This is a genomic window from Cellulomonas sp. JZ18, assembly GCF_009720485.1.
Classification (GTDB): Bacteria; Actinomycetota; Actinomycetes; order Actinomycetales; family Cellulomonadaceae; genus Cellulomonas.
Map to the genome: position 1 here is coordinate 1,782,575 of NZ_CP045245.1, position 23,571 is coordinate 1,806,145.

General features: G+C 73.3%; 19 protein-coding genes and 1 tRNA gene. 14 read left to right on the top strand and 6 right to left on the bottom strand.

Annotated features, from left to right (window positions below):
- Window positions 1-5: 5 nt before the first annotated feature.
- From GC089_RS08115 to GC089_RS08135, 5 genes are all read left to right on the top strand, one after another.
- Complete coding sequence (locus tag GC089_RS08115) at window positions 6-1,088, top strand: LacI family DNA-binding transcriptional regulator (protein ID WP_155377265.1); 1,083 nt, start codon at window positions 6-8, stop codon at window positions 1,086-1,088.
- A 190-nt stretch (window positions 1,089-1,278) separates the two neighbouring features.
- Window positions 1,279-2,514: an ABC transporter substrate-binding protein gene (locus GC089_RS08120; RefSeq protein WP_230685148.1), complete on the top strand. Its 1,236-nt coding sequence runs from the start codon at window positions 1,279-1,281 to the stop codon at window positions 2,512-2,514.
- A 274-nt stretch (window positions 2,515-2,788) separates the two neighbouring features.
- A tRNA-Leu gene (locus tag GC089_RS08125) sits at window positions 2,789-2,870 on the top strand.
- A 119-nt stretch (window positions 2,871-2,989) separates the two neighbouring features.
- Complete coding sequence (locus tag GC089_RS08130; RefSeq protein ID WP_155377266.1) at window positions 2,990-3,676, top strand: ANTAR domain-containing response regulator; 687 nt, start codon at window positions 2,990-2,992, stop codon at window positions 3,674-3,676.
- Between the two features lie 422 nt (window positions 3,677-4,098).
- On the top strand, window positions 4,099-5,181 hold the full coding sequence (locus GC089_RS08135) for an ABC transporter substrate-binding protein (protein ID WP_370514096.1): 1,083 nt from the start codon (window positions 4,099-4,101) through the stop codon (window positions 5,179-5,181).
- A gap of 216 nt (window positions 5,182-5,397) precedes the next feature.
- Here GC089_RS08135 and GC089_RS08140 read toward each other — a convergent pair whose 3' ends face one another.
- Genes GC089_RS08140 through GC089_RS08155 form a run of 4 tightly spaced genes read right to left on the bottom strand, consistent with a single transcriptional unit; the run spans window position 5,398 to window position 9,378 of the window.
- Window positions 5,398-6,216 carry an ABC transporter ATP-binding protein gene (locus tag GC089_RS08140; protein ID WP_155377267.1) on the bottom strand — a complete coding sequence of 273 codons (819 nt, stop codon included), beginning with the start codon at window positions 6,214-6,216 and terminating at the stop codon, window positions 5,398-5,400.
- Entirely contained in the window at window positions 6,213-7,142 is a 930-nt protein-coding gene (locus GC089_RS08145) for an ABC transporter ATP-binding protein (protein ID WP_155377268.1), read from the bottom strand. The genes GC089_RS08140 and GC089_RS08145 overlap by 4 nt, the downstream gene beginning before the upstream one ends.
- Window positions 7,132-8,115 (bottom strand): branched-chain amino acid ABC transporter permease, encoded by a 984-nt coding sequence (locus GC089_RS08150; protein ID WP_155377269.1) that lies wholly within the window; start codon window positions 8,113-8,115, stop codon window positions 7,132-7,134. Before GC089_RS08150 ends, GC089_RS08145 begins: the two co-directional genes overlap by 11 nt.
- A 15-nt stretch (window positions 8,116-8,130) precedes the next feature.
- Window positions 8,131-9,378 carry a branched-chain amino acid ABC transporter permease gene (locus GC089_RS08155; protein ID WP_230685149.1) on the bottom strand — a complete coding sequence of 416 codons (1,248 nt, stop codon included), beginning with the start codon at window positions 9,376-9,378 and terminating at the stop codon, window positions 8,131-8,133.
- Window positions 9,379-9,880: 502 nt separating this feature from the next.
- On the opposite strand from GC089_RS08155, the gene GC089_RS08160 reads away from it, so the two are divergent.
- Window positions 9,881-10,423: a GNAT family N-acetyltransferase gene (locus GC089_RS08160; protein ID WP_230685150.1), complete on the top strand. Its 543-nt coding sequence runs from the start codon at window positions 9,881-9,883 to the stop codon at window positions 10,421-10,423.
- A gap of 58 nt (window positions 10,424-10,481) precedes the next feature.
- Here GC089_RS08160 and GC089_RS08165 read toward each other — a convergent pair whose 3' ends face one another.
- Window positions 10,482-10,892 carry a hotdog fold thioesterase gene (locus GC089_RS08165; protein ID WP_155377270.1) on the bottom strand — a complete coding sequence of 137 codons (411 nt, stop codon included), beginning with the start codon at window positions 10,890-10,892 and terminating at the stop codon, window positions 10,482-10,484.
- A gap of 5 nt (window positions 10,893-10,897) precedes the next feature.
- On the opposite strand from GC089_RS08165, the gene polA reads away from it, so the two are divergent.
- The 3 genes from polA (at window position 10,898) to GC089_RS08180 (ending at window position 15,819) form a co-directional block, all read left to right on the top strand.
- Window positions 10,898-13,624, top strand: coding sequence for a DNA polymerase I (gene polA / locus GC089_RS08170; protein ID WP_370514106.1), 2,727 nt, complete (start codon window positions 10,898-10,900; stop codon window positions 13,622-13,624).
- Between the two features lie 165 nt (window positions 13,625-13,789).
- Complete coding sequence (locus tag GC089_RS08175; protein WP_155377272.1) at window positions 13,790-14,158, top strand: DUF485 domain-containing protein; 369 nt, start codon at window positions 13,790-13,792, stop codon at window positions 14,156-14,158.
- Window positions 14,155-15,819, top strand: a complete 1,665-nt coding sequence (locus GC089_RS08180) for a cation acetate symporter (RefSeq protein WP_155377273.1) — start codon at window positions 14,155-14,157, stop codon at window positions 15,817-15,819. Before GC089_RS08175 ends, GC089_RS08180 begins: the two co-directional genes overlap by 4 nt.
- Before the next feature lie 101 nt (window positions 15,820-15,920).
- Here the strand turns inward: GC089_RS08180 and GC089_RS08185 are convergent, their stop codons facing one another.
- A complete protein-coding gene (locus GC089_RS08185; protein ID WP_155377274.1) occupies window positions 15,921-16,751 on the bottom strand; it encodes a class I SAM-dependent methyltransferase in 831 nt (276 codons plus the stop codon).
- A gap of 149 nt (window positions 16,752-16,900) precedes the next feature.
- Here GC089_RS08185 and GC089_RS08190 point away from each other — a divergent pair, with 149 nt between their 5' ends.
- The 5 genes from GC089_RS08190 to GC089_RS08210 all read left to right on the top strand — a co-directional run bounded on the left by GC089_RS08190 (window position 16,901) and on the right by GC089_RS08210 (window position 23,415).
- Window positions 16,901-18,556 (top strand): ABC transporter substrate-binding protein, encoded by a 1,656-nt coding sequence (locus tag GC089_RS08190; RefSeq protein ID WP_155377275.1) that lies wholly within the window; start codon window positions 16,901-16,903, stop codon window positions 18,554-18,556.
- A 16-nt stretch (window positions 18,557-18,572) separates the two neighbouring features.
- Complete coding sequence (locus GC089_RS08195; RefSeq protein WP_155377276.1) at window positions 18,573-19,577, top strand: ABC transporter permease; 1,005 nt, start codon at window positions 18,573-18,575, stop codon at window positions 19,575-19,577.
- A complete protein-coding gene (locus tag GC089_RS08200; RefSeq protein ID WP_155377277.1) occupies window positions 19,574-20,515 on the top strand; it encodes an ABC transporter permease in 942 nt (313 codons plus the stop codon). The genes GC089_RS08195 and GC089_RS08200 overlap by 4 nt, the downstream gene beginning before the upstream one ends.
- 1 nt (window position 20,516) lies before the next feature.
- Window positions 20,517-22,247, top strand: a complete 1,731-nt coding sequence (locus tag GC089_RS08205) for an ABC transporter ATP-binding protein (protein WP_155377278.1) — start codon at window positions 20,517-20,519, stop codon at window positions 22,245-22,247.
- A 142-nt stretch (window positions 22,248-22,389) separates the two neighbouring features.
- Window positions 22,390-23,415 carry a 6-phosphofructokinase gene (locus tag GC089_RS08210; RefSeq protein ID WP_155377279.1) on the top strand — a complete coding sequence of 342 codons (1,026 nt, stop codon included), beginning with the start codon at window positions 22,390-22,392 and terminating at the stop codon, window positions 23,413-23,415.
- Window positions 23,416-23,571: the final 156 nt, after the last annotated feature.

Here is a 23,571-nt window from a genome sequence, read left to right on the forward strand (position 1 = left end):
ACGCGATGACGCGGTCCACGAGGTCCCCGCTGCCCCGTGCCCGGCACGAGCACCTGCTGCGCGAGGTCGAGCTGCGGGGCAGCGTGCGTGCCGCGCGCGTCGCCGAGGAGCTCGGCGTGTCGGAGGTGACGGTGCGGCGCGACATCGTCGAGCTGGACCGCGCGGGTCGCCTGGTCCGCGTGCACGGCGGCGCCATCGCCCTCGCCGAGGCGCGGGAGCCGCGCGCGGCCCGCGCCCTCGTCGGCGTCGTGGTGCCGAGCGCGAGCGCGCACTTCCCGCTCGTCGTGCGCGGCATGGAGGCCGTCGCCGCGCCGCTGCGCGCCCGGCTCGTGCTCGGCGTCTCGCACTACCGGGCGGACGCGGAGGAGCGGCAGGTGGAGCGCCTGCTGTCGCTCGGCGCGCAGGGGCTGGTCGTGGCGCCGACCACGCGTGACCGCTCCGACGCCGACGTCGCCGCGTGGCTCGCCGGCCTGCCCGTGCCGACCGTGCTGCTCGAGCGGCGCACGGAGCGGACGGCCGCGCTGGCCTCGGTGGACAGCGCCCGCACGGACCACGTGCACGGTGCCGTCCTCGCGGTCGAGCACCTCGCCCGCCTGGGGCACGACGCGGTCGCGCTCGCGTCGTACGACCGCACGCCCACCGCGCCGTCGGTGCGGGACGGGTATCGCGCCGCGGTGGCGGACCTCGGTCTGCGCACGGCCCCCACCGTGTCGCTGCCGAAGGGCGAGGACGACCCCGAGGCGCTCGACGCCGCCCTCGAGGGGTTCCTCGACCTGTGCCGCGGCACCGGCACGCGCGCCGTCCTCGTGCACACCGACGACCACGCGTCCCGGCTCGTCGAGGCCGCCCTGGACCGGGGTCTGCGCGTCCCCGAGGACCTCGCCGTGGTCGCCTACGACGACGAGAACGCCGAGCTCGCCGCCGTGCCGCTGACCGCCGTCGGGTCGCCCCGTCGTGAGCTCGGGCAGGAGGCGCTGCGCATGGTGGTCGAGCGCATCGCGGAGGACGCGTCCGTGCCACGACCGCCGCGGCACGTCCAGCTGCTCCCGCGGCTGACCGTACGGCGTTCGTGCGGGGCGCGGCCCTGATCGTTTTTGTCCGAGCGAGCACGCACGCCGCGGCGCGTTGTCAGGCTGGCGACGCCCGGCGAGGGAGCCGGGCATCGACGGCGAGCGAGGAGGCTCACATGGCGGCGCAGGCACGGGACGCGAGGCCACCGCACCGGCGGGCCCGGGGGCGGGCGGGGTGCGCGGGCTGGGGACCGTCGCGGTCGCGGCGGTGCTGGCACTGACGGCCGCCTGCTCGGGCGGCGCGGCGGGGACGGCCGACGAGGGCACGGTGCTCCGGTTCACGTGGTGGGGCGACACCAGCCGCGCGGAGCGCTACGAGCAGGCGGTCGCCCTGTTCGAGGAGGAGAACCCCGACGTCGACGTCCGGACCGGCTACGCCTCGTGGGGCGACTACTGGACGTCGCGGAGCACCGAGGCGGCCGCCGGCGGGCTGCCCGACGTGATGCAGATGGACCTCGCGTACCTGACGGAGTACGCGTCGACGGGCCGGATCGCGGCCCTCGACGAGCACCTCGGGTCCACGATCGACGTCGACGCGCTGCCGGAGTCGCTGCTGCCCGCCGCGCAGGTGGACGGCGGGACGTACGCGGTGCCGACCAGCACGAACACGCTGGCGACCCAGGTCAACACCGCGCTGCTCGGCGAGCTCGGCGTGCCGGTCCCGGAGGGCGATCTCACGTGGGACGAGTACGACGCGCTCCTCGGCGAGATCGCCGCGGCCGGAGCGTCGCGCGAGCCGGCCGTGCACGGGTCCGTCGACTACACGCAGGTCTTCTGGCTGTTCCAGGTGTGGCTCGGCCAGCAGGGCAGGACGCTGTTCGAGGACGACGGCCTGGGCTTCACCCGTGAGGACCTCGCGCAGTGGTGGGGGCGCGCCCCCGCGCTGCACGCATCCGGCGCGTTCCTGCCGCCCGAGCGGCTCGCACAGCTCGAAGGCGTCGACGCGCTCGGCATGGGTGAGACGGCGTCGGACATCAGCTGGGACAACTTCCTCGTGCGCTACAGCGAGGGGAGCGCGTCACCGCAGCTGGTCCTGCTGCCACCGCCCGCGGACGACCCCGACGAGTCGGGTCTGTTCCTCAAGCCGTCGCTCATGCTCTCGGTCGGGGCCAACAGCCGGCACCCGCAGGAGGCCGCCGCGCTGATCGACTTCCTCACGAACGACCCGCGGGTCGGGGAGATCTTCGGCATGTCCCGCGGCGTGCCGGCGTCCACGACCGCGCTGGAGGGCTTCGAGCCGACCGGGCTGGACGCGCAGATCCTCGAGTACGAGCGCGCGCTGGAGCCGCGCCTGACCAGCTCGCCGCCGCCTCCGGTGGCCGGCTTCGGCACCCTCGAGGCGGCCTTCACCACGATCGCCCAGGAGCTCGCCTACGGGAACCTGTCCGTCGAGGACGGCGTCGAGGAGTGGTTCGCGGAGGCGGAGACGGTGCTCGGCGGCTGACGACGTCGCGGGCGGCCAGGGCCCGCGCGAGGACGGACGCGGCGCCGTGGTGGTGCCCGTCCACCGCACCCGACGATCCGGCGCGGCCGCGCGGGGGAGAGCGCAGCGGGTGCGGGCACGGGGGTGGCGGGGACGGTCCCGCCACCCCCGCGGTCGTCCGGCGGGGGTCGTCTGTGGGGTTGTGCGCCGTGAGCCCGCCCGGGGCCCACGGGGCCGGTGCCCGCGTCCCTGGGGGCGGGGCGACCGGCACGGCGCACTAGGCTCGTCCCGCACGGCCCCCGTGGCGGAACCGGCAGACGCACTCGACTCAAAATCGAGCGCCGCGAGGCGTGAGGGTTCGAGTCCCTCCGGGGGCACCGCCGTCCGACGGCCGGGGGTGGCCGGCGCCGCCCCCGGCCGCGGCGCGTCCGGACGTGACGACGGCCACGACGACGCGCCCGCGACCCGGCGGGGGAGGGAGCACTACGCTGTGCACGTGACCACGGACGCCACCCCCGAGCCCACCGAGGCGGCCGCTGCCGGCCTGGACCTGCCGACCGCCGAGCCGGCTCCCGCGGCACCCGCCCCCGCCACCGGTCGTCCCCCGCGCCGCGCCGTCGTCGCCGAGGACGAGGCGCTCATCCGCATGGACGTCGTGGAGACGCTCCGCGAGGCGGGCTTCGAGGTCGTCGGCGAGGCGGGTGACGGCGAGCAGGCGGTGGCGCTGGCCACCGAGCTGAAGCCGGACGTCGTCGTGATGGACGTGAAGATGCCGGTGCTCGACGGCATCTCCGCGGCGGAGCGGATCGCGAAGGCGCACCTCGCGCCCGTGGTGCTCCTGACCGCCTTCTCGCAGACCGAGCTCGTGGAGCGTGCGCGCGACGCCGGGGCGATGGCCTACGTCGTCAAGCCCTTCAGCCCGGCCGACCTGCTGCCCGCGGTCGAGATCGCGATCTCCCGCTACGCGCAGATCACGGCGCTGGAGTCCGAGGTCGCCGACCTCGCGGAGCGCTTCGAGACCCGCAAGCGGGTCGACCGTGCCAAGGGCCTGCTCATGACGAAGATGGGCCTGACGGAGCCCGAGTCGTTCCGGTGGATCCAGAAGACGTCGATGGACCGTCGCCTGACGATGCGCGAGGTCGCGGACGCCGTCATCGAGCAGGTCGGCGGCGCCTCCTCCTGACGCGGCACCCGTCACGACACCCCTCGTGAGCCCGGTCGGCACCTCGTGCCGGCCGGGCTCACGTGCTCCAGGTCACAGGTCCACAACGACATGGTGCCGAGACGTTGCCATTCACATCGCGGACACAAACCATGAGTACCTTCGCGCCACATCGCCGTGGTCCGCGTCCGGGCCCGGGGAGCAGTGCAGTACTCAGACAGAGGGGTACCACGCATGACTCGTAGGACACATGCAGGACGTTCCGTGGCTGTGACCGGTGCACTCGTGCTCGCGTTGGCCGCCTGTGCCGGCGGCGGCGGCGACGCGGGCGGTGAGGAGACGACCGGTGGCGGCGGTGGTGGCGGCGGCGAGCCGCTGCACGTGGGCACCCTGCTCCCCGTCACCGGGTCGCTGGCGCAGCTCGGCCCCCCGAGATCGCGGGCGTGGACCTCGCGGTGGCCGAGATCAACGAGGCCGGGGGCCTGTTCGGCGCCGACGTCGAGGTCACGCACACCGACTCGTCCGACGCGCAGAACGCCTCGGTCGCCACGGCGTCCGCCCAGGAGCTCATCTCCGCGGGCGTGAGCGTGATCATCGGCGCCGCGTCGTCGTCCGTGACGAAGAACGTCGTCGACGACATCACGGGTGCCGGGATCGTGCAGATCTCGCCCGCCAACACGGCGACGGACCTGTCCGGCTACCACGACTTCTACTTCCGGACGGCCCCGCCGGACACGGTGCAGGGCGACGTCCTGGGCAACCTCATCGTGTCGGACGGCGCGAGCAACGTCGGCATCCTCGTCTTCAACGACTCCTACGGCACGTCGTTGCGCGACGTGGTCGAAGGCGTCGTCACGGACGCCGGAGGCACGATCGTCTACGGCACGCAGGGTCAGGAGTTCGACCCCGCCGAGCAGAACTTCTCGACGATCGTCGCCGACGCCATCGCGGCGTCGCCCGACGCCATCGCGATCCTCGCGTTCACGGACCAGACCCCGCTCATCGTGCGCGAGCTCGTGGCGCAGGGCTGGGACATGAGCAAGACGTACTTCGTGGACGGCAACCTGCAGAACTTCGGCACCGAGGGTGAGACGGGCTTCCCCGCCGGCACGCTCGAGAACGCCCAGGGCACCCTGCCCGGCGCCTTCCCGTCGGAGGAGTTCCAGGAGCGGATGCGCGGCGTCGACCCCGAGCTGACGGAGTTCTCCTACGGTCCGGAGGCGTACGACGCGACGATCCTGGCGGCGCTGGCGGCGCTCAAGGGCGGTGACTCGAGCGGCGAGACCATCCAGGCGAACCTCGCCGCGGTCTCGGGCGCCGACGGCGGCGAGGAGTGCACGGGCTGGCAGGAGTGCGCCGACCTCCTCGCGGACGGCGAGGACATCGCGTACCAGTCGGTCTCCGGCGTTGGCCCGTTCAACGAGGCCAACGACCCGTCGTCCGCGTTCATCGGGATCTACCAGTTCGGTCCCGACAACACCTACACGTTCAGCCGCTCGGAGGAGGGCGAGGTCCCGCAGGACTGATCCCGCCGCCGGACCACGAGGGCCCCCGGAGCAGTGCTCCGGGGGCCCTCGTGCGTCCTCGTGCGTGCCGGTCCCGGCGGCGCCTGCCCCGTGCTCGTCGACGCCCGTCCCCGCCGGCGGGCGCGGTGGGTCGTGCCGGCGTCTGCACCGACCGGCGCGAGCAGTGCGACGGCCCCGGCCCCGTCGGGGCCGGGGCCGTGCGGCCACCGGGAGGGGTCAGCGGGCGGCGTCGTCCCCGGAGTGCGGCTCGGCGGCGCGGGCGGCGTCGACGTCCGCCGCGAGCGTCCCGAGGTACAGCTCGATGACCTTGGGGTCGTGCATGAGCTCGCGCCCCGGGCCGGAGTAGGCGTTGCGCCCCTGGTCCAGCACGTACGCGCGGTCGCAGATCTGCAGGGCGCGGCGCGCGTTCTGCTCGACGATGACGACCGACACGCCCGCCTTGTTGATCCGCCGCGTGCGCAGGAACGCCTCGTCCTGTCGCACGGGGGACAGCCCCGCCGAGGGCTCGTCCAGCAGCAGCACCGACGGCTCGGGCATGAGCGCGCGGGCCATCGCGACCATCTGGCGCTCACCGCCCGAGAGCGCGCCGGCACGCTGCTTGCGGCGCTTCACCAGCTCGGGAAACAGGTGCAGCACGACCTCGAGCCGCTCGGCGTACTTCGCCGGGGTCTGGAAGACCCCCATCTGGAGGTTCTCCTCGATGGTCAGGCTCGGGAACACGTTGTTCGTCTGGGGGACGAAGCCGACCCCGCGGCGCACGAGCGCGTCCGCCCGCAGGTTCGTGATGTCGTCGCCCTGCAGCGTGAGCCGGCCCGAGCGGATGCCGACGAGCCCGAACAGCGCCTTGAGCAGCGTCGACTTGCCGGCGCCGTTCGGCCCGATGATGCCCACCAGCTCGCCGGGGTGCAGCACGAGCGAGCAGCCGTTGAGGATGTTCACGCCGGGCAGGTAGCCGGCGACGAGGTCGTCGGCGTGCAGCAGGGGCTCGCCGGCGGGGGCGCCGCGGTGGACGACGGGTGCGGTGGTCTCGGTCACGCCTTCGTCTCCTCCGCCTCGGACTCGGCCTCGGCCTCCGCGTCGATCGTGCCACCCTCGGCCAGGAGGGCGTCGTCGCCCAGGTCGGTGTCGTGGTGGGCGCCCAGGTACGCGTCGATGACCGCCTGGTCGGCCATCACCTCGCCGGGCGGTCCCTCGGCGACGACCTGGCCCTGCGCCATGACCACGACCCAGTCCGAGATGTGCCGGACCATGTGCATGTCGTGCTCGACGAACAGCACGGTGGTGCCCGAGTCGCGCAGGTCGGTGATGTGGCCGAGCAGCGACTGCGTCAGGGCGGGGTTCACCCCGGCCATCGGCTCGTCCAGCATGACGAGCGCGGGGTCCGACATCAGCGCCCGGGCCATCTCGAGCAGCTTGCGCTGCCCGCCCGACAGGGACCCGGCGAAGTCGTCCTTCTTCGCGTCGAGCTTGAACCGCTCGAGCAGGGCCATGGCCTTGTCGGTGATCTCCCGCTCGCGCGCGGCCCACAGGGGCTTCACCAGCGCGGTGAACAGGTTCTCGCCCGGCTGGTCGCGGGCGCCGAGCCGCATGTTCTCGAGCACGGTCATCCGTGCGAGCGCCTTCGTCAGCTGGAAGGTGCGGACCATGCCCGCCTTCGCCACCCGCGACGCCGGCACTCCGGCCAACGCGGTGCCGTCGAAGACCCACGTGCCCGTGTCGGGCTTGTCGAACCCCGTCATCAGGTTGAAGAACGTGGTCTTGCCGGCGCCGTTCGGGCCGATCAGCGCGGTGATGACGTGGCGCTGCACCTCGAGGTGCTCGACGTCGACGGCGTTGACGCCGCCGAAGCTGCGTCGTACGCCGTCCGCGACGAGCAGGGCGTCCGGCTTGGGGGCGCCCGGCGTGCGGGGCACCTGGTGCAGGTCCCGGCGCGCCCGGGCGACGGCGTCCTCAGCGGGCATTGATCGCCAGCTCCTTCTTGTCGCCCAGGATGCCCTGGGGCCGGAAGACGATGAGCAGGATGAGCGTGACGCCGACCAGGATCCAGCCGATCTGCTCGACCTGCTGGACCGAGAGCACGTCGCTCGCGGCGCCGTGCAGGAACCCGCGGACGAACACGAGCGCACCCCAGAACAGCAGCGACCCGAGCACGGGGCCCAGCACGGTCGCCGCGCCGCCGAGCAGGAGGATCGTCCAGGTGTTGAACGTGACGGGCCGCCCGAGGGAGTCGGCCTGCACGGAGCTGGCGAGCACGAACACCACGCCACCGAGCGCGCCGAAGACACCACCGAGCACGAGCGCCTGGAGCTTGTAGGAGTAGACGTTCTTGCCGAGCGCCCGCACGGCGTCCTCGTCCTCGCGGATGCCCTTGAGGACCCGGCCCCAGGGGCTGCGCACGAGCCGCCACACGAGCACGCAGGCGAGCGCGACGACCGCCCAGCCGACCAGGCGCAGCCACCAGCTGTTCGAGGTGTTCGTCGCGAGCGTGATCGGGCCCAGCGCCCAGCGGTCGTCCGGGAACGGCGAGGCGTCCTGGAACGTGCTCTTGAAGGCGTTGCCCGTCAGCCCCTCGGAACCACCGGTGACGTCGGTCAGGGCCGTCGAGCGGCCGACCATGCGGACGATCTCCGCAGCGGCGATCGTGACGATCGCGAGGTAGTCGCCGCGCAGCTTCAGCGTCGGGATGCCGAGCAGGAGCGCGAACAGGACGGCGGCGGCGACCGCCACGACGAACGCGAGCCACAGCGGCGCTCCCGCGATCGTCGAGACGGCGAAGCCGTACGCGCCCAGCAGCATGAAGCCCGCCTGCCCCATGTTGATGAGCCCGGTCAGGCCGAAGTGGATGTTGAGCCCGATCGCGGCGAGCGCGTAGGCGATCGCGGTCGGTCCCGTCATCTCGTTGAGGACGTTGGTGAACAGCTGCCCGAGGTCCATGGCGACGCCTCCCGCTTAACCGATGCGCTCGGCGCGGCCGAGGATGCCCTGCGGCCGGATGAGCAGGACGAGGATGAGGATCACGAGCGCGCTCGCATAGCGCATGTCGCTCGGCAGGACGAGCGTCGAGAGCTCGACGACGAGGCCGATGACGACGGCGCCGACGACCGCACCGAGCGGCGACCCGAGCCCGCCGAGCGTGATCGCGGCGAACATGAGGAGCAGGAGCGTCGACCCGAAGTTGAACCGGGTGGAGTTGAGGTACAGCGCGAGCAGCACGCCGCCGAGCGACGCGAGCGCCGCGGACACCACCCACACCCCGCCGATGATCGACTCGACCTTGATCCCGGTGGCGGCGGCCAGCGCGGGGTTGTCGGAGACGGCGCGCGTGGCCCGCCCGAGCCGGGTCCGGGACAGCGTGACGGCGACGGCGGCGAGGACGACGAGCGCGATCGCGACCGACAGCAGGGACTGGCCGGAGATCTGCACCGGTCCCAGCTGGAGCCGCTGCGAGATGCCCGAGACCACGGGTGCCGGCTGGGCGCCGTACACGAACAGGAAGAGCGAGAGACCGGCCAGGGCGAGACCGATCGTGACGATCATCTGCTGCGTGATGCCGACGCCGCGGCGCCGCAGCGGGGCGAAGACGAGCCGGTTGAGCAGCCAGCCGACGACCCCACCGGCCACCGTGGCGACCACGATCGCCAGCCACAGCGGCAGGTCCCACCACTGCACCGCCATGAACGCCGTCATGCCGCCGAGGGTCACCAGCTCGCCGTGCGCGAAGTTCGACAGGCCGGTCGTGCCGTAGATGAGGTTGGCGCCCAGCGAGGCGAGCGCGAGCAGGACGCCGAACACGAGGCCGGCGAGCACGAGCTGCGCGTAGCGGTTGGTGCCCGGTCCGGCCGACGTCTCGGTCCCCTCGCCGGTCTCGTCCGCGGGGGCCGTGCTGCCACCGTCCTCGCCGGAGGGGCCGCTCGAGCCGCTCTCGGACGGGGAGGGGGCGGGACCGCTGTCGCCGCCCTCGGCGCCGGGCGGCACGACCGGGAAGATCCGGCCGGCGGCGCGACCGAGCGCGACGGTCACCGTCGCCCCGTTCACGGCGGGGTCGCGCAGCACCAGCCCGTCGGGGAGCGTCGACTCGTCGACCGTGACGGTGTGGTCGCCCGCCGCCGTCAGCGGTACGGACGCCCGCCCGGAGGCGTCCGTCGTGGCCTCGACCTCACCCCCCGGCCCCTCGACGGTGACCCGGGCCCCCGCCACCGGTCCGGTGCCGGGGCGGTCACGGTGACGTTGAGGCAGGCCGTGGCGCTGTCAGGGGTGCACGTCGCCGCCGCACGCGCCGGCCCCGCGACGACGACCGTCGTCAGGGACAGCAGGAGGAGCAGCAGCAGTGCCGCACCTGCGCGTCGCACGGCGAGGGTCCGGTCCGGGCTCGCTGCTCGCACGGGGACCTCCGTCCTTCGGGTGGGGGCACGAGCGCGGGCAGCGCTGGAGCACGTGGTCGGGGGCCGGCGCCCGCCGGGTGGCAGGACGATAGGGAGGGATTGTGTCCGGTTCATTACGTCGGCGCGAGGGTCCGGCCCAGATCCGTCGGCGTGTCCCCCGGCTGGAGGACGCTGCTGGACGTACGTCCGGTCCGGCGGGTCCCGTCGCCCGCAGGGGGCTGGCACACGGGCCCGGCGTGGGCCATGATCGGTGCGGGTCCGGGCCCGGGGGAGACCGGAACCCGTCCGTCAGGCACCACGTCCCCGGGAGGCCCACCGTGCGGCCAGGCATCACCGTCCGACCCGCGCAGCCGTCCGACCTCGACGCCCTCGTCGACCTCTGCCTCGAGGCCCGCGCGGAGGCGGGCGTCGGCGCGCAGCTGTGCACCGACGACCCCGGCCGGCTGCGCACGCAGCTCTCCGTGCTCGGCGGCGTCGAGGGCGGGCGCGTCCTCGTCGCGGTGTGCGACGGCGCCCCGGCCGGCCTGCTGCTGTGCCGCCTCGTCGGTCCCGGCCCGTTCACGGACGCCGTCGTGCTCGGCCTCGAGGCCGTCTTCGTGCGGCGCGGGCTGCGTCGGCGCGGGATCGGCCACGCGCTGCTGCAGGCCGCGGCGACGTGGGCGGAGGAGTCCGGGGCGAGCGACGTCTACGCCGCGCCGTTGCCCGGCGCGCGCGGCGTGCAGCGCTTCCTCGCCCGGCTCGGGTTCGCGCCCGCGGCCGCGCACCGGCACGTCACGACCGCCGCCCTGCGGCGGCGCCTCACGCAGGACGCCGGTGGTCCGGCGGTGGGGCGGACCGGGCAGCGGGGGCTCGGGACCTGATCGAGCGCCGCCGGCGCGCCCGGGAGCGGCACGCGGCCGAGCCGCTCGGGGACGTGCGTCAGGCGCGGTCGATGAGCATGCACGTGAGCCGCGCGGTGCAGACCCGGCGGCCCTCCTCGTCCTCGACGACGACCTCGTAGGTCGCCAGCGAGCGCCCGCGGTGCAGGGCGGTCGCCCGCGCGGTGACGGTCCCTGCCCGCACCGCCCGGTGGTGCGTGGCGTTGAGCTCGACGCCCACCGCCGCGCGGCCCGGTCCCGCGTGGGCCTGCGCGGCCAGCGACCCGAGCGTCTCGGCGAGGGCCGCGGACGCGCCTCCGTGCAGCAGGCCGTACGGCTGCGTGTTGCCCGCCACGGGCATGGTGCCGTGCGCACCGTCCGCGTCGACGTGCGTCACCTCGATGCCCATGCGGGCGAGGAGGGTGCCGTCCACGGACGGCAGGGCGAAGGCGGGGGCGGCGGTGTCGGACATGGCGGATAGGTTGGCACCGTGACCGCCGCACAGCCAGCGACCGCCCCCGCCTCCTCCTCATCGACGGCCACTCGATGGCGTACCGGGCGTTCTTCGCGCTCCCCGTCGACAAGTTCGCGACGTCGACCGGGCAGCCCACGAACGCCGTCTTCGGGTTCACCTCGATGCTCGCGAACCTGCTCCGGGACGAGGAGCCGACCCACGTCGCCGTGGCGTTCGACGCCGGGCGCACGACGTTCCGCACCGAGCGGTACGAGGCGTACAAGGGCAACCGCGACGCGACCCCCGAGCCGTTCCGCGGCCAGGTCGACATCATCAGGCGCCTGCTGGCGACGATGCACGTGCAGGTGCTGGACAAGCCGGGCTTCGAGGCGGACGACATCCTCGCGACGCTCGCGGCGCAGGCGACCGCGGCCGGCATGCACGTCGCCATCTGCACCGGCGACCGGGACGCCTTCCAGCTCGTCCGGCCCGAGGTGACCGTGCTCTACCCGGTCAAGGGCGTGTCCGAGCTGGCGCGCATGACGCCCGAGGCGGTCGAGGCGAAGTACGGCGTCCCGCCGCACCGGTACCCGGACATCGCGGCGCTCGTCGGGGAGTCGAGCGACAACCTGCCCGGCGTGCCGGGCGTGGGGCCGAAGACCGCGGCGAAGTGGGTGACGCAGTACGACGGCCTGGAGGGGGTCGTCGCGCACGCGGGCGCGATCGGCGGCAAGGCCGGGGACTCGCTGCGCGAGCACCTGGCGCAGGTGCAGCTCAACCGTGAGCTGAACCGGCTGCTCGACGACCTCGAGCTGCCGGTGGGGCCCGAGGACCTCGCGGTGCGGCCGTGGGACCGGCAGGACCTGCACACGATCCTCGACGAGCTGGAGTTCCGCACGCTGCGCGACCGCCTGTTCGCGATGCTCCCGGACGAGGGGCGCGAGGAGCGGGTCGCGACGGCGGCGGCTCTCGACCTGGTCGAGGTCGGCGTCGGCGGTCTCGCGGCCTGGCTCGAGGAGCGCGGCGACGCGCTGCTGGGACTCGACGTGCGCGGCACCGGCAGCCCGGCCCGCGGCGACGCCTGGGGCGTGGCCGTCGCGGACGCGCAGGGCCAGGGCGTCGCCTACGACCTCGCCGAGATCGACCCGGCCGACGAGCAGGCCCTCGCCGCGTGGCTGGCCGACCCGGCTCGGCCGAAGGCGGTGCACGCCGCGAAGGAGGCGTGGCACGCGCTGGAGGGCCGCGGCCTGCCCCTGGCAGGCGTCGCGTTCGACACCGAGCTCGCGGCGTACCTGTGCCAGCCCGACCGTCGCGCGTACGACCTGCCCGACCTGGCCATCGGCTACCTGCACCGTGAGCTCACCGCGGACGACGCCGCCTCGGCCGGCCAGGGTGCGCTCGACCTCGAGGTCGACGGGGCCGGGGAGGGCCGCCGGGCCGCCGTGCGCGCGGCCGCCGTGCGCGACCTCGTCGACGTGCTGTCGGCCGAGGTGGCCGACCGCGGTGCGAGCGGCCTGCTCGCGGACCTCGAGCTGCCGCTGCAGGACGTGCTGGCCCGCCTCGAGCGCACGGGCATCGCGGTGGACCGGGAGTACCTGACGTCGCTCGAGCGCGAGTTCGACTCCCACGTGCAGTCGGCGGCCTCGGAGGCCTACGACGTCATCGGCCGCGAGGTGAACCTGGGGTCGCCGAAGCAGCTGCAGGAGGTCCTCTTCGACCAGCTCGGCATGCCGAAGACGAAGAAGATCAAGACGGGCTACACGACGGACGCCGCCGCGCTCACGGACCTCTTCGCACGCACGCAGCACCCGTTCCTCGAGCACCTGCTCGCGCACCGCGACGCGATCCGGCTGCGTCAGACCGTCGAGGGGCTGCTCCGGTCCGTCCTGCCCGACGACCGCATCCACACGACGTTCCAGCAGACGATCGCGGCGACGGGCCGGCTGTCGTCCGCGGACCCGAACCTGCAGAACATCCCGATCCGCACCGAGGCCGGACGGCAGATCCGCCGCGCGTTCGTCGTGGGCCCGGGCTACGAGACCCTCCTGACCGCGGACTACTCGCAGATCGAGATGCGGATCATGGCCCACCTGTCGGGCGACGAGGGGCTCATCGAGGCGTTCCGCTCGGGGGAGGACCTGCACAGCTACGTCGGCTCGCGCGTGTTCGACGTCCCGACGGACGAGGTCACGCCGGCGATGCGCTCGAAGATCAAGGCGATGAGCTACGGCCTGGCGTACGGGCTGTCGTCCTACGGGCTGTCGCAGCAGCTGTCGATCGAGGTGTCGGAGGCGTCGGCGCTCATGGCCGACTACTTCTCGCGCTTCGGCGGGGTGCGCGACTACCTGTCGGGCGTGGTGGACCAGGCGCGCGCGACCGGCTACACGGCGACCATCCTGGGTCGGCGCCGGTACCTGCCCGACCTGACGAGCGACAACCGGCAGCGCCGCGAGATGGCCGAGCGCATGGCGCTCAACGCGCCGATCCAGGGCAGCGCCGCCGACCTCATCAAGGTCGCCATGCTCGGCGTCGACGGCGAGCTGCGCCGTCGGGGGCTCGCGTCCCGGATGCTCCTGCAGGTGCACGACGAGCTCGTGCTCGAGGTCGCGGCGGGGGAGCGCGAGGAGGTGGAGGCGCTCGTGCGCGAGCAGATGGCCCGCGCCGGCGACGCCGCGCCGGACGGGCCGCTGGACGTGCCCCTCGACGTCTCGGTCGGCGTCGGCGCCAGCTGGCACGAGGCAGGCCACTGACGCAGGGCCGGTCGTCGTCCGGTCACCGTCCCGGGTGACACCGGTCGTGGTTTCGAACGACTTTCGGGCTTCCCGGGTGCGTGGTGTCTGGAATGTCGAGGTGATCTGAGCCACAGTAGGCGGGCTGCGGTGGCGACGAGGCCACCACGACCTGCGGAGGTGGGTGTGTCCGAGACCCGTCAGGAGACCGACTACCAGCGCGTGCAGCGCTCCGAGGAGTTCCAGGACCTACGCCGAAGGTTTCGGCGGTTCGTCTTCCCGATGACCGCGCTGTTCCTCGTCTGGTACTTCGTCTACGTCCTGCTGGCCAACTACGCGCACGACTTCATGAGCCAGCGGGTGACGGGGACCATCACGGTCGGCCTGCTCTTCGGGCTCGGGCAGTTCGTCTCGACGTTCGCGATCACGATGGTCTACGCCCGGTGGGCGAACAACCGGCAGGACCCGGTCGCCGAGCGGCTGCGTGACGAGATCGAGCAGGGCACCGTCGGCGGCACCTCGGCCGTCCGCGGTGCCGAGGGGAGCCGGGCATGACCGCGACGCTCGCGGGCGTGCTGCCCGCCGCCACCGCGCCCGCCGAGCAGATCGGTGAGCCGGTCGTCAACATCGCGATCTTCGGCGCGTTCGTCCTCGTGACGCTCGTGATCGTGTTCCGCGCCTCGCGCAACAACCGCAGCGCGGCGGACTACTACGCGGCGGGCCGGTCCTTCACCGGCCCGCAGAACGGCACCGCGATCGCGGGGGACTACCTCTCCGCAGCGTCGTTCCTCGGCATCTGCGGGGCCATCGCCATCTACGGCTACGACGGGTTCCTCTACTCGATCGGGTTCCTCGTCGCGTGGCTCGTGGCGCTGCTGCTGGTCGCGGAGCTCCTGCGCAACACCGGCCGCTTCACGATGGCCGACGTGCTCTCGTTCCGGCTGCGGCAGCGGCCGGTCCGCATGGCGGCGGCGATCTCCACGCTCGCCGTCGTGTTCTTCTACCTGCTCGCGCAGATGGCGGGGGCGGGCGGCCTCGTCGCGCTGCTGCTCGGCCTCGACACGGTCGCCGCGCAGAGCGTGGTCATCGCCGTCGTCGGCGCGCTGATGATCCTGTACGTGCTCGTCGGCGGCATGAAGGGCACCACCTGGGTGCAGATCATCAAGGCGGTGCTGCTCATCGCCGGCGCCGGTGTCATGACGATCTGGGTCCTCGCACGGTTCGGGCTCAACCTGTCCGACCTGCTCCAGGGGGCGATCGACGTCGCCGGCGAGGGCGGCGAGACGCTCGTCGAGCCCGGCCGGCAGTACGGCGCGTCCGCGCTCACGCAGCTCAACTTCGTGTCGCTCGCGCTCGCCCTCGTCCTCGGCACCGCCGGTCTGCCGCACGTGCTCATGCGCTTCTACACGGTGCCGTCGGCCAAGGAGGCGCGTCGGTCGGTGGTGTGGGCGATCTGGCTCATCGGCATCTTCTACCTGTTCACGCTCGTGCTCGGGTACGGCGCGGGCGCCCTGGTGGGTCCGGAGCGGATCGCGTCGGCACCGGGGCGCGCGAACTCGGCGGCCCCGCTGCTGGCGTACGAGCTCGGCGGGGTGCTCCTGCTGGGCATCATCTCGGCCGTCGCCTTCGCGACGATCCTGGCGGTGGTCGCCGGGCTGACGATCACCGCCGCGGCGTCGTTCGCGCACGACATCTACGCGTCGGTGATCAAGCGCGGTCAGGTGGAGCCGGACCGGGAGGTGCGGGTCGCGCGGATCACCGTCGTCGCGATCGGTGCGCTCGCCATCGTCGGCGGCATCTTCGCGAACGGGCAGAACGTCGCGTTCCTCGTGGCGCTGGCGTTCGCGGTCGCGGCGTCGGCGAACCTGCCGACGATCATCTACTCGCTGTTCTGGAAGCGGTTCAACACGTCCGGTGCGCTGTGGAGCATGTACGGCGGGCTCGTCTCCTGCATCGTGCTCATCGCGCTCTCGCCGGTCGTCTCCGGCAAGGTCGACCCCGCCACCGGCGAGAGCCTGTCGATGATCCGGGACACGGGCGTCGACTTCGCGGTGTTCCCGCTCGAGAACCCCGGCATCGTGTCGATCCCGCTCGCGTTCCTGCTCGGCATCGTCGGGACGCTCCTGAGCAAGGAGCAGCCGCACCCGGAGAAGTTCGCGGAGATGGAGGTCCGCTCGCTGACCGGTGCCGGCGCCGAGAAGGCCACGTCGCACTGACCGTCCCGCTGCACGGCGTCCGCCCGCCCCGCGCCCGTCGCGGTGCGGGCGGACGCACGTCCGGACCCCGCCGCGCAGGCCGGAGCCGGCGGCGGTGGGGCTCAGCGGTGCGCGGGCAGGTGGGCGACGAGGATCGCCGTCCCCGGCAGGAGTGCGCCCCGCAGGGGACCCCAGCCGCCCCACACGCGGTCGTGGCCCTCGGGCCACTCCGGCTCGACCAGCCGGTCCAGCACGAAGCCCGCGCCCACGAGGTCGGCGACGTGGTCGCCCAGCGTGCGGTGGTACTCGGCGTACAGGACCCGCCCGTCGGCCGCCTGCTCCACGTACGGGCGGCGGTCGAAGTACGAGCGCGTGGCGGTCAGGCCGCCGGGGCCCGGGTCGTCCGGGAAGGCCCAGCGCACGGGGTGCGTCACCGAGAACACCCAGCGTCCACCGGGGCGCAGGACGCGCGCGACCTCCGCGTGGACGCGGTGGGCGTCGGGGACGAACGGCAGCGCGCCGAACGCGGTGAACGCGGCGTCGAAGGACGCGTCCGCGAACGGCAGGGCCCGTGCGTCCGCCTGCACGAGCGGGACCCGCACCCCGTGCGCACGCTCGTCGGCGGCCCCGGCGGCGAGCATCCCGTGCGAGACGTCGGTGGCGACGACCTGCGCACCCGCGAGCGACGCGAGCCACCGCGACCCCTGCGCCGCCCCGGCACCCACCTCGAGCACGCGCGCCCCGGTCACGTCACCGAGCAGCCGCGCGTGCGACTCGCGCAGCCCCTCGGGGCACCACAGGAGGTCGACGTCGCCGAGGAAGTCGCCGTGCTCGGCGAGGTACTCGTCGGCGTTCGCGTCCCACCACCGGCGCGCCGCACGTCCGCCGTCCTCGTCCGGAACGTCCCGGAAACCGGCCTCCGCCAGCGTGTCGTCGCCCGATTCGTCGTGCACGCCCTCAGTCTGTGCGATGCGGAACCCGTACCGGTGCGTAACAACGACGTGACACGGCGCACCTACCGTTCCCCGGGTTCCCGCGAGGCGCGACGTCCGTCGCGCCCGCCCCAGAGAGGTGGCTGATCCCAGTGAAGACCAGGTGGCAAATGGTCGCCGGTGGCGTCGTGGTGGGGCTCGCCCTGTCCGCGTGCGCCGCGAGCGACCGCGACTCCGGCGGCGACGCCTCGGACGGCGCGACCGGCGAGGGCCGCAGCACGTTCATCTTCGCGGCGTCGTCCGACCCCGCCTCGCTCGACCCCGCCTTCGCGAACGACGGGGAGTCCTTCCGCGTCGCGCGGCAGATCTTCGAGGGCCTCGTCGGCACGAAGCCCGGCACGGCGGACCCGGCACCCCTGCTCGCCGAGTCGTGGGAGACGAGCGAGGACGGTCTGACGTACACGTTCGACCTCAAGGAGGGCGTGACCTTCCACGACGGCACCCCGTTCGACGGTGAGGCCGTGTGCTTCAACTTCGACCGGTGGAACAACTTCACCGGCGTGGCGCAGTCCGAGTCGCTGTCGTACTACTGGCAGAAGGTGAACGGCGGCTTCGCCACGAGCGACGTCCCCGAGCTGAACGGCACGGGCAAGTACGAGTCCTGCGAGGCCCCGGACGAGACGACCGCGGTCGTCCACCTCAAGAGCCCGCTGCCCGAGCTCGTCGCCGCGCTGTCGCTGCCGTCGTTCTCGATGCAGTCGCCGACGGCGCTGCAGGAGTACGACGCCGACAACGTCACCGGCGAGGGCGACACCCCGACGCTGCCCGAGTACGCGACGGCCCACCCGACCGGCACGGGCCCGTACACGTTCGAGTCGTGGAGCCCGGGCGAGGAGGTCGTGCTCACCGCCAACGAGGACTACTGGGGCGAGCAGGGCCAGATCACCCGCATCGTCTTCCCGGTGATCTCGGACGCGACGGCCCGCCGCCAGGCGCTGCAGGCCGGCGACATCGACGGCTACGACCTCGTCGGCCCGGCGGACGTCGCCGCGCTCGAGGAGGCCGGCTTCCAGATCGTCAACCGCGACCCGTTCAACGTCCTGTACCTCGGCATGAACCAGGCCAACCCCGACCTGGCCGACATCCGCGTGCGCCAGGCGATCGCCCACGCGATCAACAAGGAGGCGCTCGTCGCGCAGACGCTGCCCGAGGGCACCGAGGTCGCGACGAACTTCGTCCCGCCGGCCGTGTCGGGCTGGAACGAGGACGTCACGACGTACGACTACGACCCGGACCGCGCCACGGAGCTCCTGGCCGAGGCGGGCAGGTCGAACCTGACGATCGACTTCAACTACCCGACGAACGTCTCGCGTCCGTACATGCCGACGCCGGAGCAGGTCTTCACCGCGATCGAGGCGGACCTCGAGGCCGTGGGCATCACCGTGAACCCGGTGCCCGCGCCGTGGAGCCCGGAGTACCTCGACACCATCCAGGGCGGCGCGGACCACGGTCTGCACCTGCTCGGGTGGACCGGCGACTACAACGACACCTACAACTTCATCGGCGTCTTCTTCGGCGGGAAGTCCAACGAGTGGGGCTTCGACAACCCCGAGCTGTTCCAGGCGATCGGCGACGCCCGCTACGTCGCGGACGTCGACGAGCAGAAGGCCGCCTACGAGGAGGCCAACGCCGCGATCATGGAGTTCCTGCCGGGCGTCCCGCTCGCGCACCCGGTGCCCTCGCTGGCCTTCAAGCCGGACGTCCACGACTACCCGGCCTCGCCCGTCCAGGACGAGGTCTACAACGTCGTCACGCTCGGCGACTGAGGAGCACCACGTACCGATGACCCGACTCGTCCTACGACGGCTCGCCCTGCTCGTCCCGACCCTGTTCGGGTTGTCGATCCTGCTGTTCCTGTGGGTGCGCGCTCTCCCGGGAGGGCCGGCGACGGCTCTCCTGGGGGAGCGCGCCACCCCGGAGGCGGTGGAGCGGATCAACGAGCTCTACGGCTTCGACCGACCCCTGCCCGAGCAGTACGTCACCTGGCTCGGCCAGCTGCTGCAGGGCAACTTCGGGGTCTCCACCCGCACCAACCGGCCGGTGCTCGAGGAGTTCCTGGCCCGGTTCCCCGCGACGATCGAGCTGGCCCTCGTGGCGCTGCTCGTCGCGGTCGGCGTGGGCATCCCGCTCGGGTACCTCGCCGCGCGCTATCAGGGCCGCACCGTCGACCACGCCGCGGTCGTCGTGTCCCTGCTCGGCGTGACGGTCCCCGTGTTCTTCCTGGCGTTCCTGCTGAAGTGGCTGTTCGCGGTCCAGCTCGGCTGGTTCCCGTCCTCCGGGCGGCAGGACCCCGCGATGATCGCGACGCACCCCACGGGCTTCTACGTGCTCGACGGCCTGCTCACCCGGGAGTGGGACGCCAGCTGGGACGCGTTCCTGCACCTGCTGCTGCCGGCGGTGGCCCTCGGGTCGATCCCGCTCGCGATCATCGCGCGCATCACGCGCGCGTCGGTGATCGACGTGCAGCACGCGGACTACGTGCGCACCGCCCGGGCCAAGGGCCTCGCCGGCGGGCACCTGCGCAGCCGCGTGATCCTGCACAACGCGATGCTCCCGGTGTCGACCACGATCGGCCTGCAGGTCGGTCTGCTGCTGTCCGGCGCGGTGCTCACCGAGACGGTGTTCGCCTACCCGGGCATCGGCAAGTTCCTGTCCGACGCGATCTTCGCGCTCGACTACGCGGTGCTGCAGGGCTTCATCCTGCTCATCGCGGTGGTCTACGCGCTGGTGAACCTCGCGGTGGACGTCTCCTACGGACTGATCGACCCGAGGATGAGGGCACGATGAGCGCACCCGAGGTGTACGAGGTCCCGCAGCCGCCGGTGGACGCCGGCGACGGGCTCGCGGAGGACCGCCGCGCGGGGGAGTCGCTGTGGCGCGTCGCGCTGCGCCGGCTGGTCCGCAACCCCGGCGCCGTGGTCGGCGCCGTCATCGTCGTGGCGTTCGTGCTCGTCGCGCTGCTGGCCCCGGTGCTGGCGCCCTACGCGGCGGGCGAGCTGCCCGGCCGCGCCGAGGTGCGGCCGACGTTCATCCCCGGCCCGTCCGGCGACCACCCGCTCGGGCTGGACCGCTACGGCGCGGACGTGCTGTCCCAGCTCATCTGGGGCGCGCGGGCGTCGCTGCTCATCGGCGTGCTGTCGACGCTGCTGGGCCTCGCGGGTGGCATGGTCGTCGGCCTCCTGGCGGGCGCGTTCGGCGGCTGGGTCGACTCGGTCGCGATGCGGTTCGTGGACCTCATGCTCGCCGTGCCGAGCCTGCTGCTGGCGGTGTCGATCGCCGCCGTGGCGGGGCAGACGCCGTCCTCGGTCGTCATCGCGATCGGCGTCGTGCAGGTACCGGTGTTCGCGCGGCTGCTGCGTGGCTCGATGCTCGCCCAGCGGGGGTCGGACTACGTGCTGGCCGCCCGCTCGCTCGGCCTGTCCCGCCGGACGGTCACGATGAGCCACGTCCTGCCCAACAGCGTCTCGCCCGTCATCGTCCAGGCCACGCTGCTCCTGGCCACCGCCGTGATCGAGGCCGCCGCGCTGTCGTTCCTCGGTCTGGGCGGCGGCTCCCCGACGACCGCGGAGTGGGGCCGCATGCTCGTCGCCGCGCAGAACGAGCTCGAGATCGCCCCGCGGCTCGCGCTGCTGCCCGGCATCTGCATCTCGGTGACCGCCCTCGGCTTCACCCTGTTCGGCGAGGCGCTGCGCGAGGCCCTCGACCCGCGCTCGAGGAGGCGCTGACGTGACGACCACGAGCACCGGCCGGGGCACGGGCCCCGGCACCCCGCTGCTGAGCATCCGCGACCTCGAGGTCACGTTCCGCACCGAGGCCGGGTCCGCCGTCGCCGTGCGCGGCGCGTCGTTCGACGTGCACGCGGGCGAGACGGTCGCCGTCGTCGGCGAGTCGGGCTCGGGCAAGTCGACGACCGCCGCAGCGGTCATCGGCCTGCTCGCGGGCAACGGCGCGGTGACCGGCGGCAGCATCCTGTTCGACGGCGAGGACCTGACGACGCTCGACGACCAGGCGATGCACCGCCTGCGTGGCGCGCGGATCGGCATGGTCCCGCAGGACCCGATGTCGAACCTCAACCCGGTCCGCCGGGTGGGGCAGCAGATCGACGAGACGCTGGTCGACAACGGCGTCGTGACGGGCCGCGAGGTGCGCGCGCGCACGGTGGCGCTGCTGGAGGAGGCGGGCCTGCCCGACGCGGCCCGACGGGCGCAGCAGTACCCGCACGAGTTCTCGGGCGGCATGCGCCAGCGCGCGCTCATCGCGATGGGGCTCGCGGCGCGCCCGCAGCTGCTCATCGCGGACGAGCCCACGTCGGCGCTGGACGTCACGGTGCAGCGCGTCATCCTCGACGGCCTGACGGACCTCACGGACCGGCTCGGCGTCGCGGTGCTGCTCATCACGCACGACCTCGGGCTCGCCGCGGAGCGCGCCGACCGCATCGTGGTCATGTACCGGGGCGAGGTCGTCGAGCAGGGCCCCGCCCGGCAGCTGCTCACCGACCCGCAGCACGAGTACACGCGCCGCCTCATCGCGGCGGCGCCCTCGCTCGCGTCCCGGCGCGCCGAGCTCGCGCGCGCCGGTGCGGACGTCACGGTCGCAGGCGCGCAGGACCTGCTGGTCGCGCCCGCGGCGCACGACGCGGTGGCGGACGAGCGCCCCATCGTCGAGGTCGACCACGTCTCCCGGGTCTTCCGGCTGCGTGGCAAGGGCCTGCTCGGACGGTCGACGGACTTCACGGCGGTCGACGACGTCAGCTTCGTCATCCCACGGGGCAGCACCGTCGCCGTCGTCGGCGAGTCGGGGTCGGGCAAGTCGACGGTCGCGAAGATGATGCTCGGCCTGCTGGCCCCGACGTCGGGGTCGATCCGGTTCGACGGTGTCGACGTGACGGGCAAGGACCGCGCCGCCGAGGTGGCGTTCCGGCGCCGGGTGCAGCCGATCTTCCAGGACCCGTACGCCTCGCTCGACCCGCTCTTCACGATCTACCGCACGATCGAGGAGCCGTTGCGTGCGCACGGCATCGGCGACGGCGCGTCGCGTCGGGCGCGGGTGCGTGAGCTCATGGAGCAGGTCGCCCTCCCCGCCGACCTGCTGCGGCGCTACCCGGCGGAGCTGTCCGGCGGGCAGCGCCAGCGCGTCGCCATCGCGCGGGCGCTCGCGCTCGAGCCGGAGCTCGTCGTCTGCGACGAGGCGGTCTCGGCGCTCGACGTCATCGTGCAGTCGCAGATCCTGCGGCTGCTCGTCGAGCTCCAGGAGCGGCTCGGCCTGTCGTACCTCTTCATCAGCCACGACCTCGCGGTCGTGCGCCAGGTGGCGGACCGGGTCTGCGTCATGCAGTCGGGCCGGCTCGTGGAGGAGGGCACGGTCGAGGAGGTCTTCGAGCGGCCGCGCACCGACTACACACGCGCGCTGCTGGACGCGATCCCGGGGCGGGACCTCGACCTCGGCCGCACGGCGTGACGCGTGGACCGGCCGGCGCAGCACGTCCGGCCGGTCCACGCCCGGGACCGAAGGCGCAGGTCGCAGGCGTGCGCGCTCGCTAGGCTGGCCGCGGCGCGACGATGTGGCGCCGCCACCCCCTTGCGACGAGGAGCTCATCAGCGTGCGTGTCGGACTGCTCACCGGCGGGGGCGACGTCCCCGGCCTGAACGCCGCCATCCGTGCCGTGGTCAAGCGCGGGGAGGGGGAGCACGGGCACTCGATCATCGGGTTCCGCAACGGGTGGAAGGGCGTGGTCGACGGCGACGTCATGCCGCTGACCCGCCAGCACATCCGCAACGTGCTGCCCGTCGGCGGCACCCTGCTCGGCACCGCGCGGTACCACCCGCACGCGGACGACGGCGGACTGGACGCCGCGCTCGCGACGCTGGAGGCCGAGCGGATCGAGGCGCTCATCTGCATCGGCGGTGACGGCACGCTGCACGCGGCGAGCCGGATCGCCGAGGCGGGCGTCAAGATCGTCGGCATCCCGAAGACCATCGACAACGACGTGTGGGGGACCGACGCGTCCATCGGGTTCGACACGGCGGTGAGCATCGCGACCGAGGCCATCGACCGCGTCCACACGACGGCGGAGTCGCACAACCGCGTGATGGTCGTGGAGGTGATGGGCCGCCACGCCGGGTGGATCGCGGTGACGTCCGGGATCGCGGGCGGCGCCGAGCTCGTCCTCGCCCCCGAGGAGCCGTTCGACATCGACCGGGTCGAGCGCTTCCTCAAGCACCGGCACCGCGCGCACGCCAGCTTCTCGATCCTCGTCGTCGCGGAGGGCGCGGTCCCCGCCGAGGGCACGTCGATGCACTACGAGACGCAGGTCGGCAAGTTCGGCGAGATCGTCGCCGGCGCCATCGGCGAACGGCTCAAGGTCGAGATCGAGCGGCGGACCGGCTTCGACACCCGGGTCACCGTGCTCGGGCACACGCAGCGCGGCGGGACGCCGACGGCGGCCGACCGGATCCTCGCGTCGCGGTTCGGCGTGGCGGCGATCGACGCGGTCGACGCCGGCACCTCCGGCGTGATGACGGCCTTGCGCGGCGAGCGCGTCGAGCTCGTGCCCATCCCGGAGATCGCTGGCAAGGTGAAGTACGTCCCGGAGGACCTCCTGCGGGTCGCGCGCGCCCTCGCCTGAGCGCACCCGCGTCTTTGCCTGCGGGCCCGTCCACCGATAGGGTGGACGGCGGTTGTCGCGCGCCTTCGTCCCGATCTCCGCTCCGTGACGGAGGGGAACACCGGGGTCGGTGCCGCGGTTGACCTCATCGGCACCGCAACGCACGTCCGTGGCGCC

Bases quoted from the DNA above. Each gene is read 5' to 3' on its own strand.
- GC089_RS08115 (WP_155377265.1), top strand. From the start codon at position 6: ATGACGCGGTCCACGAGGTCCCCGCTGCCCCGTGCCCGGCACGAGCAC.
- GC089_RS08145 (WP_155377268.1), bottom strand. From the start codon at position 7,142: ATGCCCGCTGAGGACGCCGTCGCCCGGGCGCGCCGGGACCTGCACCAG.
- GC089_RS08150 (WP_155377269.1), bottom strand. From the start codon at position 8,115: ATGGACCTCGGGCAGCTGTTCACCAACGTCCTCAACGAGATGACGGGA.
- GC089_RS08165 (WP_155377270.1), bottom strand. From the start codon at position 10,892: ATGTCCGACACCGCCGCCCCCGCCTTCGCCCTGCCGTCCGTGGACGGC.
- GC089_RS08180 (WP_155377273.1), top strand. From the start codon at position 14,155: ATGACCGCGACGCTCGCGGGCGTGCTGCCCGCCGCCACCGCGCCCGCC.
- GC089_RS08190 (WP_155377275.1), top strand. From the start codon at position 16,901: ATGGTCGCCGGTGGCGTCGTGGTGGGGCTCGCCCTGTCCGCGTGCGCC.
- GC089_RS08195 (WP_155377276.1), top strand. From the start codon at position 18,573: ATGACCCGACTCGTCCTACGACGGCTCGCCCTGCTCGTCCCGACCCTG.
- GC089_RS08200 (WP_155377277.1), top strand. From the start codon at position 19,574: ATGAGCGCACCCGAGGTGTACGAGGTCCCGCAGCCGCCGGTGGACGCC.